The sequence below is a fragment of the Pseudomonas sp. 8Z genome, assembly GCF_902506535.1.
Classification (GTDB): Bacteria; Pseudomonadota; Gammaproteobacteria; order Pseudomonadales; family Pseudomonadaceae; genus Aquipseudomonas.
Window position 1 is genome coordinate 1,025,162 of record NZ_LR733827.1, and the last position, 15,882, is coordinate 1,041,043.

Annotated in this window: 16 protein-coding genes; 6 read left to right on the forward strand and 10 right to left on the reverse strand. The window is 60.7% G+C overall.

Annotated features, from left to right (window positions below; translation table 11 throughout):
* Positions 1-15: 15 nt before the first annotated feature.
* Genes AERO9A_RS17675 through AERO9A_RS17690 form a run of 4 tightly spaced genes read right to left on the reverse strand, consistent with a single transcriptional unit; the run spans position 16 to position 3,194 of the window.
* Positions 16-2,073 (reverse strand): DNA-binding protein, encoded by a 2,058-nt coding sequence (locus AERO9A_RS17675; protein WP_159973226.1) that lies wholly within the window; start codon positions 2,071-2,073, stop codon positions 16-18.
* Entirely contained in the window at positions 2,066-2,482 is a 417-nt protein-coding gene (locus tag AERO9A_RS17680; RefSeq protein WP_159973227.1) for a hypothetical protein, read from the reverse strand. Before AERO9A_RS17680 ends, AERO9A_RS17675 begins: the two co-directional genes overlap by 8 nt.
* Positions 2,479-2,922 carry a hypothetical protein gene (locus tag AERO9A_RS17685; protein ID WP_159973228.1) on the reverse strand — a complete coding sequence of 148 codons (444 nt, stop codon included), beginning with the start codon at positions 2,920-2,922 and terminating at the stop codon, positions 2,479-2,481. The genes AERO9A_RS17680 and AERO9A_RS17685 overlap by 4 nt, the downstream gene beginning before the upstream one ends.
* Before the next feature lie 14 nt (positions 2,923-2,936).
* A complete protein-coding gene (locus AERO9A_RS17690; RefSeq protein WP_159973229.1) occupies positions 2,937-3,194 on the reverse strand; it encodes a helix-turn-helix domain-containing protein in 258 nt (85 codons plus the stop codon).
* Between the two features lie 120 nt (positions 3,195-3,314).
* On the opposite strand from AERO9A_RS17690, the gene AERO9A_RS17695 reads away from it, so the two are divergent.
* The 3 genes from AERO9A_RS17695 to AERO9A_RS17705 all read left to right on the forward strand — a co-directional run bounded on the left by AERO9A_RS17695 (position 3,315) and on the right by AERO9A_RS17705 (position 5,876).
* Positions 3,315-3,668 (forward strand): helix-turn-helix domain-containing protein, encoded by a 354-nt coding sequence (locus AERO9A_RS17695; protein ID WP_159973230.1) that lies wholly within the window; start codon positions 3,315-3,317, stop codon positions 3,666-3,668.
* A gap of 180 nt (positions 3,669-3,848) precedes the next feature.
* Entirely contained in the window at positions 3,849-4,475 is a 627-nt protein-coding gene (locus tag AERO9A_RS17700; protein ID WP_159973231.1) for a hypothetical protein, read from the forward strand.
* A gap of 723 nt (positions 4,476-5,198) precedes the next feature.
* Positions 5,199-5,876 (forward strand): DUF4197 domain-containing protein, encoded by a 678-nt coding sequence (locus AERO9A_RS17705; RefSeq protein WP_159973232.1) that lies wholly within the window; start codon positions 5,199-5,201, stop codon positions 5,874-5,876.
* Positions 5,877-5,930: 54 nt separating this feature from the next.
* Here AERO9A_RS17705 and AERO9A_RS17710 read toward each other — a convergent pair whose 3' ends face one another.
* The 5 genes from AERO9A_RS17710 to AERO9A_RS17730 all read right to left on the reverse strand — a co-directional run bounded on the left by AERO9A_RS17710 (position 5,931) and on the right by AERO9A_RS17730 (position 11,689).
* Entirely contained in the window at positions 5,931-6,716 is a 786-nt protein-coding gene (locus AERO9A_RS17710) for an EAL domain-containing protein (RefSeq protein WP_159973233.1), read from the reverse strand.
* A 47-nt stretch (positions 6,717-6,763) separates the two neighbouring features.
* A complete protein-coding gene (locus AERO9A_RS17715; protein WP_159973234.1) occupies positions 6,764-7,078 on the reverse strand; it encodes a hypothetical protein in 315 nt (104 codons plus the stop codon).
* A 382-nt stretch (positions 7,079-7,460) separates the two neighbouring features.
* Positions 7,461-9,422 (reverse strand): acetate--CoA ligase, encoded by a 1,962-nt coding sequence (gene acs / locus AERO9A_RS17720; RefSeq protein WP_159973235.1) that lies wholly within the window; start codon positions 9,420-9,422, stop codon positions 7,461-7,463.
* Positions 9,423-9,640: 218 nt separating this feature from the next.
* Positions 9,641-10,645, reverse strand: coding sequence for a TRAP transporter substrate-binding protein (locus AERO9A_RS17725; protein WP_159973236.1), 1,005 nt, complete (start codon positions 10,643-10,645; stop codon positions 9,641-9,643).
* 123 nt (positions 10,646-10,768) lie between these two features.
* Positions 10,769-11,689 carry a LysR family transcriptional regulator gene (locus tag AERO9A_RS17730; RefSeq protein WP_159973237.1) on the reverse strand — a complete coding sequence of 307 codons (921 nt, stop codon included), beginning with the start codon at positions 11,687-11,689 and terminating at the stop codon, positions 10,769-10,771.
* A 167-nt stretch (positions 11,690-11,856) separates the two neighbouring features.
* Between AERO9A_RS17730 and AERO9A_RS17735 the strand changes: the two genes are divergently transcribed.
* The 3 genes from AERO9A_RS17735 (at position 11,857) to AERO9A_RS17745 (ending at position 14,310) form a co-directional block, all read left to right on the forward strand.
* The gene (locus AERO9A_RS17735) at positions 11,857-13,059 is read left to right on the forward strand and encodes a CaiB/BaiF CoA-transferase family protein (RefSeq protein WP_159973238.1); all 1,203 of its coding nucleotides are present in this window, start codon (positions 11,857-11,859) and stop codon (positions 13,057-13,059) included.
* Between the two features lie 131 nt (positions 13,060-13,190).
* A complete protein-coding gene (locus AERO9A_RS17740) occupies positions 13,191-14,141 on the forward strand; it encodes a hydroxymethylglutaryl-CoA lyase (protein WP_159973239.1) in 951 nt (316 codons plus the stop codon).
* Complete coding sequence (locus AERO9A_RS17745) at positions 14,122-14,310, forward strand: hypothetical protein (protein ID WP_159973240.1); 189 nt, start codon at positions 14,122-14,124, stop codon at positions 14,308-14,310. Before AERO9A_RS17740 ends, AERO9A_RS17745 begins: the two co-directional genes overlap by 20 nt.
* On the opposite strand, the gene AERO9A_RS17750 is transcribed toward AERO9A_RS17745, so the two are convergent.
* Positions 14,307-15,860, reverse strand: coding sequence for a sigma-54-dependent transcriptional regulator (locus AERO9A_RS17750; protein WP_159973241.1), 1,554 nt, complete (start codon positions 15,858-15,860; stop codon positions 14,307-14,309). The genes AERO9A_RS17745 and AERO9A_RS17750 overlap by 4 nt on opposite strands.
* Positions 15,861-15,882: the final 22 nt, after the last annotated feature.

Here is a 15,882-nt window from a genome sequence, read left to right on the forward strand (position 1 = left end):
GTGGTTCTCCCCTGGTCAAGCAGTGGCCTCAGCGGCCTCGAAGGTGGCGTACATACGTTGAATGGCTTTAAAGCCTGGGTTGTTCGGGTAGAGGGCGTGCCAGTTGGCCTCGGCCTCGCTGAGCACCTCGCCGCGTTGGCGACGGGCCTCCAGCTCCTGCCACAGGTCGTAGCGGGTCATGTCGTTGTCGGGCACGGTGAAGGTGGGTGCCTGGCGCTCCAGGGTCAGCGCCGCATACTCGCGGGCGTCCTCAAGCTGCTGCTCGCTCAGCTCGGCGCTTGGCGCGGCCTTTGGCACTAGGCGCAGCTCGAAGTCTTCCCCGGTAAGGGTCTTGGCCTTCTTGCCAAGCTTGTTGACCTGCCCCTCGATGCGCTTCTCTTTGGCCTTATCCATAAGGCTCTGCGGCTTGGCATCGACGGTATTGCCATTGATCAGCGCTTCGCCAATCAGCTCACCGTCCAGCGTGTGCACCCACACCCGGCTGGCATCGCGGAAGTCATAGCCCACGCGCACTTCCTTGCCGTGGTAGGGCTCCAGCGCCTGCAAGAAGTAGGTATGACCATGCAGTTGCACCTTGGCGCGGGTTGTCGTTCGCACTTCTTGCGGTCGCACGATGGTGGCCACCACGTCGGCATCTGCCATGATGGGTTCCCAGCCCTCGGCCATGGCCGACTTCCAGGATTCCATCGGGCTTTGGTGGCGCAGTCGGCCAGTCTCGATATCGCGGATCTTCGGCAGGCCACGGTGTGGCCGGTGGTTGTAGTCATCCAGGGCGTTGCCCAGGTCAGCGATGAACTGCACGAACTCGGGCACCTGCTTGGGCTTGAGACCCAAACCCAGCTCCTTGCGTGACAGCTTGTGCACGCGGGTGGACGCTTCCTTGTCCATGTCGGCGCCGATGTAGCTGTCGTAGGTTTTGGCCAGGCGTACCAGAATCGTCCGGTGTGAACGCTCGATAACGCCCCGCGCCTGTGAGCTGTAGGGCAGCGAGTGAGTGATGGTGCCGCCCAGTCGGTCGTTCACCTCATAGATGGTTTCGTTCTTGAAGCCCTTGCCGTTGTCCACGTAGAACACCGCATACATACCAACACGGGTCAGGGCATCACGCAGGGCATCGAGCGTGGCCAAGGTGGACTCGGCCAGGTTGACCGCGAAGCCAACGATACGGCGCGTGCCCCAGTCGATGATGGTGGTGACCTCGGGCCGAAAAATCTGGCCGGTGTCCGGGTTGATCACCTCGGCATCGAACTTGTGGCCGTCCGCGACCCACACGTCGTTGGGCCACAGAACATCGGCGTTCATATCCTTGTGCGCCTTGAGCGACTTCAGCTCACGCGGCCCCATGCGCCCCTGTTCCCGCACCTGCGGCGCCATCTTGGCCAGCATCCGCCGCACCGCATGAATGCTCGGCGCCCCCGGATACTCGGCCGTGAAGTCGGCATAGGCCGCTTCGGCGCTCGGCTTCTGCGGGCGCTGGTAGTGCTTGAGGAACACGGGCGCCCACACCGGCAGGGTCATGTCTGGCTTGCGGCGAATCGGCGCCAGGGCAATCTCGCCATGCTTGCGGAAGTCCGCCAGCCAGCGCTTGATGGTGCGCTCGCTCAGGGTGCGGTCGGCGGTCTTGCGGTCGTTGGCACGCTCGACCCGCTCGGCCAGATACGGGCTGAGCTGGCCATCACGCGCCAGGCCAACCAGGGTCAGGATGGCCCGCTGCTGGCTGACCATCTGGCTCATGCGCTCGACCTCACGGATGATCGACACCCGCGCGCTCATGACGTCGCGTTGATCATCGGTAAGGCGTGACGTTGAAATGCCGTCACGCTGCGGCGAAATGAGCGTATGAGGGGCGGTCGGTTTCGGCGCCTCGGCAGGTTGCTCGGCTTGCACCATGCGCGCGACCAGGGCGGCCTGGGTTTCGGCGGGTAGGACGGCGAAGCTGTACTCGATGGCCTTGGAGCCCAGGCGTCGCTGGCCTTCCCAGCCTTCACTGCGTGCTTTTAAGGTCACATTCCAACGGGATCCAGGCAGCCCCGGTAGCCCGGCCAACTCGGCGGCGGTGAACCACTTACGCATGGTCACCACCTTCGGCCAGCAGCTTGCTGGCAACGCGCTTGAAGCGAGCCACCTCCCAGCCTTCAACCAAGGCAAGATCCAAGATCGCCCGCAACGCGCCCAGCTCATCTGCAGGCAGCGCTGCAGCACTGTGGAAGGCCTCGTCGCGGCTTTCAGTTTTCGCACTCTCCACGGCATCGACGCCTTCGGCAGTCAGGCGCAGCAGCCAGTAGCCGCCTTCTTTCCGAATCTTCAGCAGCCCACGCAGGGCCAGATAGTCCAGCTCGCGGCGTAGCGACTGGTTATTGAGGTTGGGGAAGGCGGCAAAGCGCAGGAACGCTTCCAGGGCAGCATCCGACAACCATGTCGGTCGAACCTCGTCCAGGTGCTCCAGGCACATCCGGCGCAGATGCTTGCGATTCGATTTCATGCTGGCACCTCCAGAAACTCTTCCCAGGTCTGGACAAGCACTCGACCATCGGCGCGAAAGAAGGTGACCCCTTCCAGATCCATGTGGTAGGTGCCGTGCTGGTTGGTGAGGGTTGTGACCAGGCCCGCCAGCAGGGAGCGGCACAAACTGGCCAGGGCACGAAAACCCTTTCGGGTGGCGGGGGCATTGAAACGGAGCGTCATCGCTTCCCATTTTTCGGGATCAAACTCTCCAACACCCCCTTGCCAGGTGGCGCTATAGAGGTCGACCCGTGCCTCCAACAAGCCGCCGAGGTCGACGATCACGAAGTCCCAGCTCGGTGCATTCGGCGCCGCAGCGGAAAGCCCGCCGCGTCCGATATCACAACCAAAGGCTTCGGCGGCTACGCCGTCCCGGCCCATGCGCTGTAGCAAATCAACCTCACGCTGAATCGATTGCATGGCGAGCCCTTCCGTCACAGTGCTGAACGAGCAGCGGCAGCGCGCTGCGCTTCGACCTGGGCACGAGTACGGCGCAAGCGCACCTGATTCGGCCAGATGACGGTCACTGGCTTACCGATGATCTCTGCGATACGCGCCTGGATACGTCCGCTTTTGATATGGCCACTAATGACCTGAGAGACGGACGAGGCTGCCACCTGCAGCTCGTCGCACAGCATGGCAGGCGTAACGCCTGCCATTCGCATGGCTGCCTTGATCTCTTCGGGGTGCATGTTGGTATCCTTCTGCCTAAGTAATTAGGTTGATCAGTCGCCGTAATGTGTTCGGCGCTGGTTTAGGCAAAGGATGGTACGGATATCCGTACCTGTCAATGACTTGGTACGGATTTCTGTATGAGTATTGGTGCGCGACTGAAAGAAGAGCGAGAGCGGCTAGGGCTGACAATTTCCGAGTTTGCCGAAATTGCGGGCGCCAAAAAGAACACAGTGATTGACTGGCAAAAGGATGTGTCTGGGCCGCCAGCAGCCAAGCTAGCGGCTCTCGCTGCTGTAGGAATTGATGTGATGTATGTCCTTACAGGACAGCGCAGCCAGCAATCTCCGACAGCAGAGCTGCCACCGCGACAGCGTGCATTGCTTGATAACTACTCTCATCTGAGCGAGGAGGATCAGGCCGCTCTTGAGCGCACAGCCTCTGCGCTGGCGCAATCGGTAGGACAGACTGTAGGCAGGAAAAGCACGGGGTAGCTCGTGCTTTTCTCTCCAGGCGTAAAGACCGCTTACTTTTCATAGAAAGCCATAAAAAACAGGGGTTTATAAAGAAAAGCACGCATGCTTTTCTTTTTGAAGCCAGCGTGCTTTTCCTTAGTAGGGAAAAGCACGCTAGTAACGGACTGAGCAGTAGGCGCAAGTCAAAGGAACGTAAGCATGAAAAAAAATGAGGCGACGGGGATTGCGACCCTGATTATGTTGGCTTTGATCGCATACCCCTTTATCTGGCTGTATGAGACCGTTGGGCAGGGCTGGTTCCTATTCATTGTCATTGGCCTGCCAGTTCTAGGGCTGATTACCTACATCGTAGGGGCTTGGCAGAGCAAGGCCGAAGCCATGGAGCTGGCACGAGAGGAACAGCGCCTGCTGGCTCAGGGCTGGGTGTTCGATGACGCTTTCAATTTGCGCTTGCTGGCCAAGATCGAGCACGCAAGAACTGAGGCAGACCTGAATTGGGCGCGTGGGCAGCTACAGAAAATTGCCTACACGCTCGTAGGTAAAAACGTGCCGCAAGAGCAGAAGGATCGTTTCACAGCCGTCATGAAGCAATTCGCTCTGATCGATCCGCTCTACAAGCAAATCATGGAAAAAGCGCTACCTGTAATACAGAGCAATCCTGGCGTCACTCAGAGCACGCTTTACAAGGAGCTGTCGTCCAAGGAAAAAGAGCTGATGAGGTATGTGTTCTACTTCGCCCACGAGCTGGGGCATATCTATCGAAAGAAAAAGGGAAACTCGTATCGGCTGTTTGCTACCAAGGAGATTGCCGACTCGCTCGGCTGAGCGAACTGCTCGACCTAGACAAGCTCTGGCAGGTACACTCGATCACATCGCCGAATCAGTGCCTGGCGTAGGCCTCAAACCGTAGTGCCAAATCCCCCTGCGAAATCCTGGCCGTCAGGCTGTTTCGAGTTTTGGCACTACTTCCGCCGACCTTCCCCCTACACCCCGCGCCATCCGGGCTCTTCCGGTTTCCCCCGGCATCTTCCAGCCCCTCCCGCCCTGTGCCAATACTCCCACTAGCTCACACTCTGTTGCTCTTGCCAGAGCACTCTTCGCTACTTCTGAGTTACCACAGGTTCAGGCGCGTGCAGAGCCCGCCCAGGAGGGCGAACGGAGTCGTCGCGGAAGAAGTTGAGCGACATGGATGTCGCGAGAGCCGCGATGGGCCAAGGATGGCCCACCGCGGCGGGCCTCTGGAGCGGCGATGGAGTGAGCGAACCCTGGCGCAGCCAGGGCCGGATGATCGGGCGGAGGGTTTTGGTTACTTTTGCCCGCAAAAGTCACTCGCCAGGGAAGGCGAAACTAAAAACATCAGCCAAAACGCGGCAAGCCGGAACGGGCACCCGAACAACCAACAAGTCACACACAAACTTGCCAGTCCAGTATCCGCCCAACTTCCCTGCCCTTTCACAAAGAACCCTGCAAGCCTGAAGTGCCAACACAGCCGATTTCTCAACAGCCTGTTAAGCTCGAAACATTTCTCCCGATGCAAGGATCACCACAATGCTGCGCCTCACCACCCTCGCCGTCGGCTTGCTGCTTTCGGCCAACGTCTTCGCCCTGTCCCTCTCCGACCTAAGCCAGCAGGACGCCAGCGGCGGCCTCAAAGACGCGTTGATCCAGAGCGCGCAGGTGGCCGTCAAGCAACTGGGCACACCCGGCGGATTCAGCAACAACCCGGATGTGCGTATCGAACTGCCCGGCAAACTCGGCAAGGCCGCCAAGACCATGAAGATGATGGGCATGGGCGCCCAGGTCGAGCAGCTCGAAGCGAGCATGAACAGCGCCGCCGAAGCCGCTGTGCCACAAGCCCAGGCGCTACTGGTCGACGCGGTAAAGAAAATGACCGTGGCAGACGCCAAGGCCATTCTCAGCGGCGGCAACGACTCCGCCACGCAGTACCTGAACAAGAGCAGCCGCGAGCAGATCCGCGCCAAGTTCCTGCCTATCGTCAAGCAAGCCACCGACAAGGTCGGTCTGGCTCAGAAGTACAATGCCTTCGCCAGCCAGGCAGCCAGCTTCGGCGTGGTCGATGCGAAAAACGCCACCGCCGAAGGCTACGTCACCGAGCAGGCGCTCAACGGCCTGTTCGAGATGATCGCCAAACAGGAAAGCAGTATCCGCGAAAACCCGGCAGCCGCCGCCACCAGCCTGGCGAAGAAGGTCTTCGGCGCGCTCTGAAAATGCTGCACGCCAAAAAAACGCCCTGATCATCAGGGCGTTTTCGTCAGAGTCTCAAGGTAGAAAAAGCCTGTCGATCTGCGGCTTGGCAAAGAAGTATCCCTGCATATAACGGACGCCTAGTTCGAGCAAAGCATCGCGCTCCCCGGCAGTTTCGATCCCTTCAGCAATGATGCGAATACCCAGGCGCTGCGCCACCAACACGATGCCGGCGACGATGGCCTGACGCACCTTATCTTGATCAATGCCGCGGGTCAGGGCCATGTCCAGTTTGAGGATATGTGGCTGGAAAGTAGCCAGCAGGTTAAGCCCCGAATAGCCAGCGCCGAAGTCGTCAATGGCTGTCGTAAAGCCCTGGCGCCCATATTCGGCGAAGATTTTTTTGAGGTGCTCGGGGTCATGAATACGCTCGCCCTCGGTCACCTCGAACATCAGGCGCTCACGGGGGAAGTCAAAGCGTTTGGCCGCTTCCAGCGTGGCTCGGATGCAGGTTTCGGCGCGGTACACCGCGTTGGGCAGAAAGTTGATACTCAGCAGGCAATCCGGGATATCCAGCAACCCCAAACTCGCGGCTTGCTCAATGGCCTTGACCCGGCATGCCTGGTCGAACCGATAGCGATTGCTGTCGTTGACCCACCCGAGAACCTCCCCCGCCGACTCCCCGTTGAGGCCACGAACCAAGGCTTCGTAGGCGAAAGGGCGTTGCGCCTGAACATCAAGGATCAACTGAAATGCCATGGTGAAGTCGAAACCCAGAGCCTGAGTATCACGGCACTCACTGCAGCCCAGGGCCCGAAAGGGTTGATCGAAGGTAGTCGGATTTTCCCTGTGGATCAGCATGCCTGCCTCCGCGCGTCGACAACTATCAAGGACCACTAGCCTCGCACTCAGAAACGCAAGACCAGAACCTTCTCCGCCACAGGAACAGGCAAGTCCTGCAGGCGCTGAACCTTTGCGTCACCACCTTCACGCAACCACTGTCCCCGCAAGGGCTGAGCGTCGACAGAACGACGCTGCCGATCCACATTGTCATGAGTTAGCTCACGCAATTCGCTAAAGCGCTCTACAAAGACCTCTTTACTGACCACAGGCGCATCCCAGAATAGATCGCGAACACGGTGTTGCAACAGCACAGCGAGAGCTAATAAGACGACAATCAACGCGACATAGAACCTTTGCGACGTGCTGAGACTGGCAAACATAAGCACCTCTTGGCCTAGACAGAGACTCTGGCGCACAGCATCTCGCCCTCAGGCATTCGGCCCGAATGGGGAGTTAACGATGCGGACGAGATAAATGGTGGGCATGCCATGACTCTGGCATGAGGCCATTATGCATAGCCCACAAGACTTGTACAAAATTTTATTCTTGTACAAAAATAACGAAATATTTCGTACATATAAGCGCCAAAAGCCCTAAAACCAGGCTCACCGCGCAGAACCAGTTCTACAAAGCGCCTGTTTTAGCGACCGACCGTTCATCGCCCCTTCTTAAAAGAGCGACAGCCACTAAAAACGGGGACGCCAAACACAGAAAACCCCGCGCGGCGACTAACCGGGCGGGGTTTCAGGATGCCGCTGGTGATTAGGCGCAGGCGGCTTGCATCTGGCGGTGCGTGTCGATCAGGTGCTGCACTACGCCTGGATCAGCCAGTGTGGAGATATCACCGAGCGAATCGTACTCAGCGGTGGCGATCTTGCGCAGGATACGCCGCATGATCTTGCCCGAGCGAGTCTTGGGCAGGCCTGGCGCCCACTGGATGACATCCGGCGAGGCAATTGGGCCAATCTCCTTGCGCACCCAGTTCTTCAACTCCTGGCGCAACTGTTCGCTCGGCTCTTCACCCGCGTTGAGGGTCACGTAGACATAGATGCCCTGGCCCTTGATGTCGTGCGGCACACCTACCACGGCGGCCTCAGCCACCTTGCGATGCGCGACCATGGCGCTCTCGATCTCGGCGGTGCCCATGCGGTGGCCGGATACGTTGAGCACGTCATCGACACGCCCGGTAATCCACCAGTAACCATCTTCATCACGACGTGCACCGTCACCGGTGAAGTACATGCCCCGGAAGGTCTTGAAGTAGGTGTCGACGAAACGGTCGTGGTCGCCGTACAGGCTGCGCGCCTGACCTGGCCAGGAATCGATGATCACCAGGTTGCCTTCAGCGGCGCCCTCGATGATGTTGCCCAGGTTATCCACCAGCGCCGGTTGTACACCGAAGAATGGCCGCGCGGCAGAGCCCGGCTTCATGGCGTGAGCGCCCGGCAGCGGGGTCATCAGGCAGGCGCCGGTCTCGGTCTGCCACCAGGTGTCGACGATCGGGCAACGGCTCTGGCCGACGTTTTCGTAGTACCACTGCCAGGCTTCCGGGTTGATCGGCTCGCCGACCGAACCGAGCAGACGCAGGCTGGAACCATCGGCACCTTCGACCGCAGCCTTACCCTCGGCCATCATGGCGCGAATGGCGGTCGGCGCGGTGTAGAGGATATTGACCTTGTGCTTGTCGACGATCTTGGCCACGCGGGTGACGTCCGGGTAGTTCGGTACGCCCTCGAACATCACGGTGGTCGCGCCATTGGCTAACGGCCCGTAGACCAGATAGGTGTGACCGGTGACCCAGCCAACATCGGCGGTGCACCAGAAGACCTCGCCTGGGCGGTAGTCGAACACCCGCTCATGGGTCAGCGAGGCATACACCAGGTAGCCACCGGTGGTGTGCAGCACGCCTTTGGGCTTACCGGTGGAGCCGGAGGTGTAGAGAATGAACAGGGCTTCTTCAGCGCCCATTTCCTTCGGCGCACACACGCTGCCGGCGACCTTCATCAGGTCTTCGTACCAAATGTCGCGGTGCTGATTCCACTTGATGTTGCCACCGGTGCGGTTGACCACGATGATCTTCTGCACGCTGTTGGTTTCGGGGTTGGTTAGCGCATCGTCGACGTTGGCTTTGAGCGCCACCTTCTTGCCACCGCGCACGCCTTCGTCAGCGGTGATAACGACCTTGGATTTGCAGTCGATGATGCGCCCGGCCAGCGCCTCTGGTGAGAAGCCGCCGAAAACCACCGAGTGAATCGCGCCGATGCGCGCGCAGGCCAGCATGGCGACCGCTGCCTCGGGAATCATCGGCATATAAATGGTCACTACGTCGCCGCGATGGATGTCCTGGCCACGCAGGGCATTGGCGAACTTGCACACTTGCTCGTGCAGTTCGCGGTAGGTGATTTCCTTGTGCTCGGATGGGTCGTCGCCTTCCCAGATAATCGCGATCTGATCACCGCGCTCTTCCAGGTGGCGATCCAGGCAGTTGTAGGAGACGTTCAAGGTGCCATCGGCGAACCACTTGATGTCGACGTGGTGATCGTCGAAAGAGGTCTGCTTGACCTTGGTGTAAGGCTTGATCCAGTCGATACGCTTGCCCTGCTCACGCCAGAAACCCTCGGGGTTGACCACCGACTGTTGGTACATGGCCTTGTAGGTGGCCTCGTCGGTCAGGGTTCGCGCGGCCACTTCGGGACGTACAGGGTAAAGGGACGCAGCACTCATGGAATCACCTCGGCGGCTAGATTTGTTTTTGTATGCGGCCTTTTGTATCCCCCGCCTCTGCGTGAGGCCATTCGACCATGGTATTACCGCCATAAAGCCATATTGCGCCGATTTTGCCCGCCAGTTGCCGCAAGATCCCGTCAATGCACAAGCTATCCACGCGCCAGATGCAACGAAGCCACGGCAAATGCCGTGGCTTCATCAACCGCAGCACAGCCTCAGTGCTGGTTGGCAGCCTGGGCGGCCTCGATCACATCGGTACCAATCTCGGCCTCGAATTTCTTCCACGCTGGGCGCACCGCGTCACGCCACTTGGCACGCTGCTCGGGGGTGAGGGTGATGATCTCGCTCTTGCCAGTGGCAAGGATGGCCTGACGAGCCTGCTCGTTCAGCGCCTCGGCCTGCTTGTTCACCTCGACGGTGACCTCGTCGACGATCTTTTCCAGCTCGCTGCGAATGTCCGTCGGCAGGCCGTTCCAGAACTGGGTGTTGGTGATCAGCAGGTAGTTGCCGATGGCATGGTTGGACTCGGTCATGTACTTCTGTACCTCGAAGTACTTCTGCGAGTAGATGTTCGACCAGGGGTTGTCCTGGGCGTTGACCACCCCGGTCTGCAAGCCCTGGTAGATCTCGGCGAAGCTCATCTTGCGCGGCACGGCGCGCAGTGCGCTGTATTGCGCAGCCTGCAGGTCGGATGGCTGCACGCGGAACTTCAGGCCACGGGCGTCAGCCGGTTCGATCAGAGGTTTGTTGGCAGTGAACTGGCGCATGCCGTTGAGCCAGTAAGCCAGGCCGGTGATGCCCTTGCTTTCCATCGACTTGAGCAGCGCCTTGCCCTTGCTTGAGGCCTGGAAGCGCTGCGCGGCGGCCACGTCATCGAACAGGAACATCAGATCGAACAATTGCAGTTGCTTGGTGTACTGCTCCAGCTTGGAAGGTGCCGGCGCCAGCATCTGCACTTCGTTGAGCAGCAGCGCTTCCATTTCCTTGCCATCGCCGTAGAGCGAGGAGTTGGCGTAGACGTCGACCCTGACCTTGCCGGCCAGGCGTTCCTCCACCAGCTTCTTGAACAGCAGCGCGCCCTGGCCTTTGGGCGTGCTATCAGCGGTGATATGGGAGAACTTGATCAAGATAGGATCGGCTGCATGGGCCGAAAGCGCGCCAAGCAGTGCGCAACCGGCGAGTACGCCGGCCAGGCCACGACGGACGAATGAGAATTTCATGGAAGGCTCCTGTTGTTTTTGTCTGAGCGTCGAAGACCGTTAGCCGTCCCTCGATTGGCCCGGACTCTACTCCGCCGTCCCCACCCGCTGACATTCACATTTGAACAACCGAGCCTTCGGCATTCACGAAGGCAGCACTGCAATCTTCTCTGCAGATGGGCTGTTACGCAGGTGATCAAGCATCTGCTTCGCGGTCAGCGAAAGGCTGTCCTGATTGCGCACCGCCACCTTGAGTTCGCGCCGAGCCCAGGGGTCGTACAGCGGGATCACCCGTACATCGAGCGCCTGCAGGTAAGTACGCACCGCCAGGTCTGGCAACACACCGACGCCCATGCCGGTGTGGATCATCCGGCAGATGGCTTCGAAGCTGCGCACCTGGATGCGCAGGCGCAAACTCACGCCCTGGCTGTGCGCCACCTGCTGCAGCAGGCCGTGCAAGGAGGCATCCTGCTGCAGGCCGATAAAATCGAAGCCCACTGCCTCGCGCAGGAACAGGCCGGCGCGCTCGGCCAGCGGATGCTCGCGCGGGGTGACCAGCACCAGTTGGTCGTGGCGGTAGGTGAACACCTGTAGATCCTCGGCCGGCACGTGGCCGGCGAAGATGCCGATATCGGTCAGCCCCTCGCGCACCGCGCGAATGGTCTCGCTGCTGACCCGCTCCTCCAGGTCGATCTTCACCTGCGGATGCAGGCGGCTGAAGCTGGCCAGGTCCTCGGGCAGGAACTCGATCACCGCCGAGGTGTTGGCGTGGATGCGTACATGGCCTTTCACCCCTTCGCTGAACTCGCTGAGGTCGGCGTTGAGCTGTTCGAGGTTGTCCATCATGTTGCGCGCATGGTGCAGCAGCGCGTGGCCAGCCGGAGTCAGTTCGACACCCTTGGGCTGGCGATAGAGCAAGGCGATACCGAGCTGATTTTCCAAATCGCTGACGCGCTTGCTCACCGCCGCCAGGGCCAGGTGCTCGCGCTCAGCAGCGCGGGTCAGGCTGCGCTCGTCAGCGATGGCGACGAACAGCTTGAGGGTGACGAAATCGATACGACGCATGGGGTCTCCATTTCGCGCCTGGCGAAGCGAGGCTGCCAGAAAGCTGATTTACAGCATGCCACTTCGCAATACGCGAAGCCTAGCTTGGCCATTGGGTAATTGTCGCCACCGCTGCGCTGCGCCATTCTGCGCACCACGAAAAACGCACAGGCAAATCAGGTGCAGCTATGACTCAGAGCAACACCCGCAACATGGCCCTGCAGGGGCTCAAGGTGATCGAGATGGGGCAACTCATCGCTGGTCCCTTCGCCAGCAAGCTGCTCGGCGAATTCGGCGCCGACGTCATCAAGATCGAGCCACCAGGCGTCGGCGACCCGCTGCGCAAATGGCGCAAGATCAAGGACGGCACCTCGCTCTGGTGGCACGTGCAATCGCGCAACAAACGCTCGCTGACCCTCGACCTGAAGCAGGCCGAAGCGCAGGACATCGTCCGCCGTCTGGTGAGTGAAGCCGACGTGCTGGTGGAGAACTTCCGCCCCGGCACGCTGGAAGGCTGGGGCCTGGGGTATGACGCGCTAAAGGCGCTCAACCCACGGCTGATCATGCTGCGCATCTCCGGCTACGGGCAGACCGGCCCCTACCGCGATCTGCCCGGTTTCGGTGTGGTCGGCGAAGCCATGGGCGGCCTGCGTCACCTCTCAGGCTACCCCGGCCAGGCGCCGGTGCGCGTAGGCATCAGCATCGGCGATTCGCTGTCGTCGCTGTATGGCGTGATCGGCGTGTTGCTGGCCCTGCAGGAGCGGGCGCGCAGCGGCGAAGGCCAGGAGATCGACGTGGCGCTGTACGAGTCGGTGTTCGCCATGATGGAAAGCCTGATCCCCGAATATGACGCCTTCGGCTACATCCGCGAGCCGGCCGGCAGCGCCCTGCCCGGCATCACCCCATCCAACTCCTACCCGTGCAAGGACGGCAGCTACGTACTGATCGCCGGCAATGGCGACAGCATCTATAAGCGCCTGATGAGCCTGATCGACCGCGACGACCTGGGTAACGACCCGCGCCTGGCGCAGAACGACGGGCGCAGCCAGCACGCCGAGCTGATCGACGGCGCCATCGCCGAATGGACTGCCCAGCGTGGCCGCGATGAAGTGATCGAAGCGCTCAAGGGCGCGCGCGTACCGGCCGGCTACCCCTACACCGCCGCCGATATCGTGCAGGACCCGCACTACCTGGCGCGGCAGATGATCGAGCAGGTGCAAACCAGCGTCGGCCCGCTGAAAGTGCCGGGCGTGCTGCCCAAGCTCAGTCGCACGCCGGGGCGCATCGGTACTGGAGGCCCGCAACTGGGCGAGCACAACGACGACATTCTCGCCGGGCTTGGCCTGAGCGAGGAGCAAGTCAAAGGTCTGCGCGAGCGCGGGATTATCTGAGCCGTGGCAAGCGGTGGATGGATAAAGCGTCATCCACCCTACGCAACTGAAATACACAGATCCGTGTAAGGCGGACAACGCGAAGCTTGTCCACCGCTGTTACGGCTCGCGAGAACAACAGGACTCCCCTCATGAGCAAACGCCTCTATATCCAGGACGTCGCCACCCGCGACGGCTTCCAGATCGAAGCCAGCTTCGTGCCCACCGAAGACAAGATCGCCCTGATCGACCGCCTGTCCCACACCGGCCTGGCCAAGATCGAGGTCACCTCCTTCACCTCGCCCAAGGCCATCCCCAACCTGCGCGATGCCGAAGAGGTGATGCGCGGCATCGCCCGCGTGCCAGGCGTCGAATACACCGTGCTGGTGCCCAACGTGAAGGGCTGCGAGCGCGCGCTGTCCTGCGAGGTGGACGAGATCAATCTGGTGATGTCGGCCAGTGACACCCACGGCCTGGCCAACCTGCGCATGACGCCCGAACAATCGCTGGCGCAGTTCGCCGAGATCATCGAGGTCACGCGTGGCAGCGGCGTGTTTATCAACGCCTCGCTGTCAACCACCTTCGGCTGTCCCTTCGAAGGCGAGGTGCCCGAAGCCCGCATCTATGAGCTGCTCCAGCGCCTGCTAGAAATCGGCGTGCAGGGCGTGACCCTGTGCGATACCACCGGCATGGCCGACCCGGCGCAGGTCGAGCGCCTCTGCCGCGAGGCCCTGCAGCGTTGGCCCAAGGCCGTGTTCACCGCACATTTTCACAACACCCGTGGCATGGGCCTGGCCAACGCCCTGGCGGCGCTGAATGCCGGCATCGACCGCTTCGATGCCTCACTCGGCGGCCTTGGCGGGTGCCCGTATGCGCCAGGCGCCAGCGGCAACATCTGTACCGAGGATCTGGTGCACATGTTCCAGCGCATGGGCCTGGACACTGGGGTCAATCTCGACGCCCTGCTCGACACCGCCGCCAGCCTGCCAGGCCTGATCGGCCATGATGTTCCAGGCGCCATTCTCAAAGCCGGAAAAGCCGATCGCCGCTATGCCAAGCCCAAGTGGATGCAGGATGCCGAGCGTGAAAACATTCGACATTGATACAGACGAAAAAAAGGGCGACCAAATTGGTCGCCCGCCCATTCAAGGCATTCCAGGGGAGGAATGCAAAAACGCTTGCACCCTGATCACGCAGAATGATCGGGACAACCGAAGTGTCGGCGCAGAGGTCTGCATTGCCTATTACACCATGGTCGTAGGTCGCGACTAATCCTTACCCAAACTATGCTGCCGCAGCTTGTTAGCAATGGTGGTATGCGAAACGCCGAGGCGCTTGCCCAGCAGTCGGCTACTCGGATGCTCGTGATACAGACGCGCCAACACCGCTTTCTCGAAGCGCCCGAGGATGTCATCCAGATTGCCCTCAACTGAAAATTCGCCCAAAGGTTGAGGCGCGCCGTAATGCGGCAAGCGAATGTGCTCGGCCTTCACCGTACCGCCCTCGCACAGCGATACCGCCTGGAACAGCACGTTCTCCAGTTGCCGTACGTTACCCGGCCAGTGGTAATGCGCCATGCGCTCGAACGCCTGCGGCGCCAGCGTGGGCAATGCGCAGCCAATCTGTCGGCTGGCCGAGTCGAGAAAATGTTCGACCAAAGGCGCCAGGCCATCGAGGCACTCACGCAGGGGTGGAATGTGCAAGCTGAGTACGTTGAGGCGGTGATAAAGATCCTGCCGAAACTCACCATGGGCACACAGCTCGGACAAATCCACCTGGGTGGCGCAGATCACCCGTACATCCAGGTATACCTCTTCGTCACTGCCAACACGGCGAAAGCAACCATCGTGCAGAAAACGCAGCAACTTGGCCTGCAGGCGCGTACTCATCTCACCGACGCCATCGAGAAACAGCGTGCCACCGGCGGTCAATTCCAACAGCCCAAGCTTACCCTCCGGGCGCGCGCCCTCGAAGGCTCCAGGGCCGTAACCGAACAGCTCGGTCTCGGCCATGGAGTCCGGCAAGCCCGCGCAGTTGAGCACCATGAAGGGCGACTGCCCACGCGGGCTGGCCAAGTGGCAGGCACGCGCCAGCAGTTCCTTGCCTGTACCGGTTTCACCCTCAATCAACAACGGTGCATCCAATGGCGCCATGCGCCGTGCCTCGCGCACTACAGCGGCCATCACTTTGGAACTCTGGAAAATCGAGTCGAAGCCACGTAGTTCCTGCTTGCGTACGTGGTAGATGCGCTCGCCAACACGATCAGCGCGGTGCAGGGTCAGCACCGCGCCGGCCAGCGCCTCACTGTCGTCGTGTTCGTTCTGCAACGGCGCGATGTCGGCGAGGTACACGCTGCCCTTAATCGTCACCCGCATACCGTTGATCCGCGCCTTGTTGCCACGTACCAGTTCCGGCAGGTCGAAATCCTCGGCATAGCGCGACAGCGCGATACCCGGCACTTCGTCCACACGGACGCCCAGAAGCTGTGCGGCACTGCGGTTGGCGGCCACGATATCGCCGTTCATATCAATCGACAGCACGGGGAAATCCAACGCCCCGAGCAGCGCATTAAGCTCCAGATGACGCCGTTCGCTGGGCATCAAGCCAACGCGCTTGATGCCAAATACGCCGGAAACAGCCTCGAATTTGGGGCGCAACGACTGAAATTGCAGATTGATCAAGTTAGGGCAATGCAGATAGATGGCATTGCCCTGCTCACCACCAACCTCACCTCGGGCGACGTTTATGCCGTACTCGGCCAACAGGTTGAGCAGGTCGCGCAGGATACCCACACGGTTCTGGCAGTGAACCTTAACGCGCATGGCACCCCTCCGTACGCGGCAA

What these genes read in the sequence shown, in the direction of transcription:
- AERO9A_RS17675 (WP_159973226.1), bottom strand. Translation starts at nt 2,073, where the DNA reads ATGCGTAAGTGGTTCACCGCCGCCGAGTTGGCCGGGCTACCGGGGCTG.
- AERO9A_RS17680 (WP_159973227.1), bottom strand. Translation starts at nt 2,482, where the DNA reads ATGAAATCGAATCGCAAGCATCTGCGCCGGATGTGCCTGGAGCACCTG.
- AERO9A_RS17685 (WP_159973228.1), bottom strand. Translation starts at nt 2,922, where the DNA reads ATGCAATCGATTCAGCGTGAGGTTGATTTGCTACAGCGCATGGGCCGG.
- AERO9A_RS17690 (WP_159973229.1), bottom strand. Translation starts at nt 3,194, where the DNA reads ATGCACCCCGAAGAGATCAAGGCAGCCATGCGAATGGCAGGCGTTACG.
- AERO9A_RS17695 (WP_159973230.1), top strand. Translation starts at nt 3,315, where the DNA reads ATGAGTATTGGTGCGCGACTGAAAGAAGAGCGAGAGCGGCTAGGGCTG.
- AERO9A_RS17700 (WP_159973231.1), top strand. Translation starts at nt 3,849, where the DNA reads ATGAAAAAAAATGAGGCGACGGGGATTGCGACCCTGATTATGTTGGCT.
- AERO9A_RS17705 (WP_159973232.1), top strand. Translation starts at nt 5,199, where the DNA reads ATGCTGCGCCTCACCACCCTCGCCGTCGGCTTGCTGCTTTCGGCCAAC.
- AERO9A_RS17710 (WP_159973233.1), bottom strand. Translation starts at nt 6,716, where the DNA reads ATGCTGATCCACAGGGAAAATCCGACTACCTTCGATCAACCCTTTCGG.
- AERO9A_RS17715 (WP_159973234.1), bottom strand. Translation starts at nt 7,078, where the DNA reads ATGTTTGCCAGTCTCAGCACGTCGCAAAGGTTCTATGTCGCGTTGATT.
- acs (WP_159973235.1), bottom strand. Translation starts at nt 9,422, where the DNA reads ATGAGTGCTGCGTCCCTTTACCCTGTACGTCCCGAAGTGGCCGCGCGA.
- AERO9A_RS17725 (WP_159973236.1), bottom strand. Translation starts at nt 10,645, where the DNA reads ATGAAATTCTCATTCGTCCGTCGTGGCCTGGCCGGCGTACTCGCCGGT.
- AERO9A_RS17730 (WP_159973237.1), bottom strand. Translation starts at nt 11,689, where the DNA reads ATGCGTCGTATCGATTTCGTCACCCTCAAGCTGTTCGTCGCCATCGCT.
- AERO9A_RS17735 (WP_159973238.1), top strand. Translation starts at nt 11,857, where the DNA reads ATGACTCAGAGCAACACCCGCAACATGGCCCTGCAGGGGCTCAAGGTG.
- AERO9A_RS17740 (WP_159973239.1), top strand. Translation starts at nt 13,191, where the DNA reads ATGAGCAAACGCCTCTATATCCAGGACGTCGCCACCCGCGACGGCTTC.
- AERO9A_RS17750 (WP_159973241.1), bottom strand. Translation starts at nt 15,860, where the DNA reads ATGCGCGTTAAGGTTCACTGCCAGAACCGTGTGGGTATCCTGCGCGAC.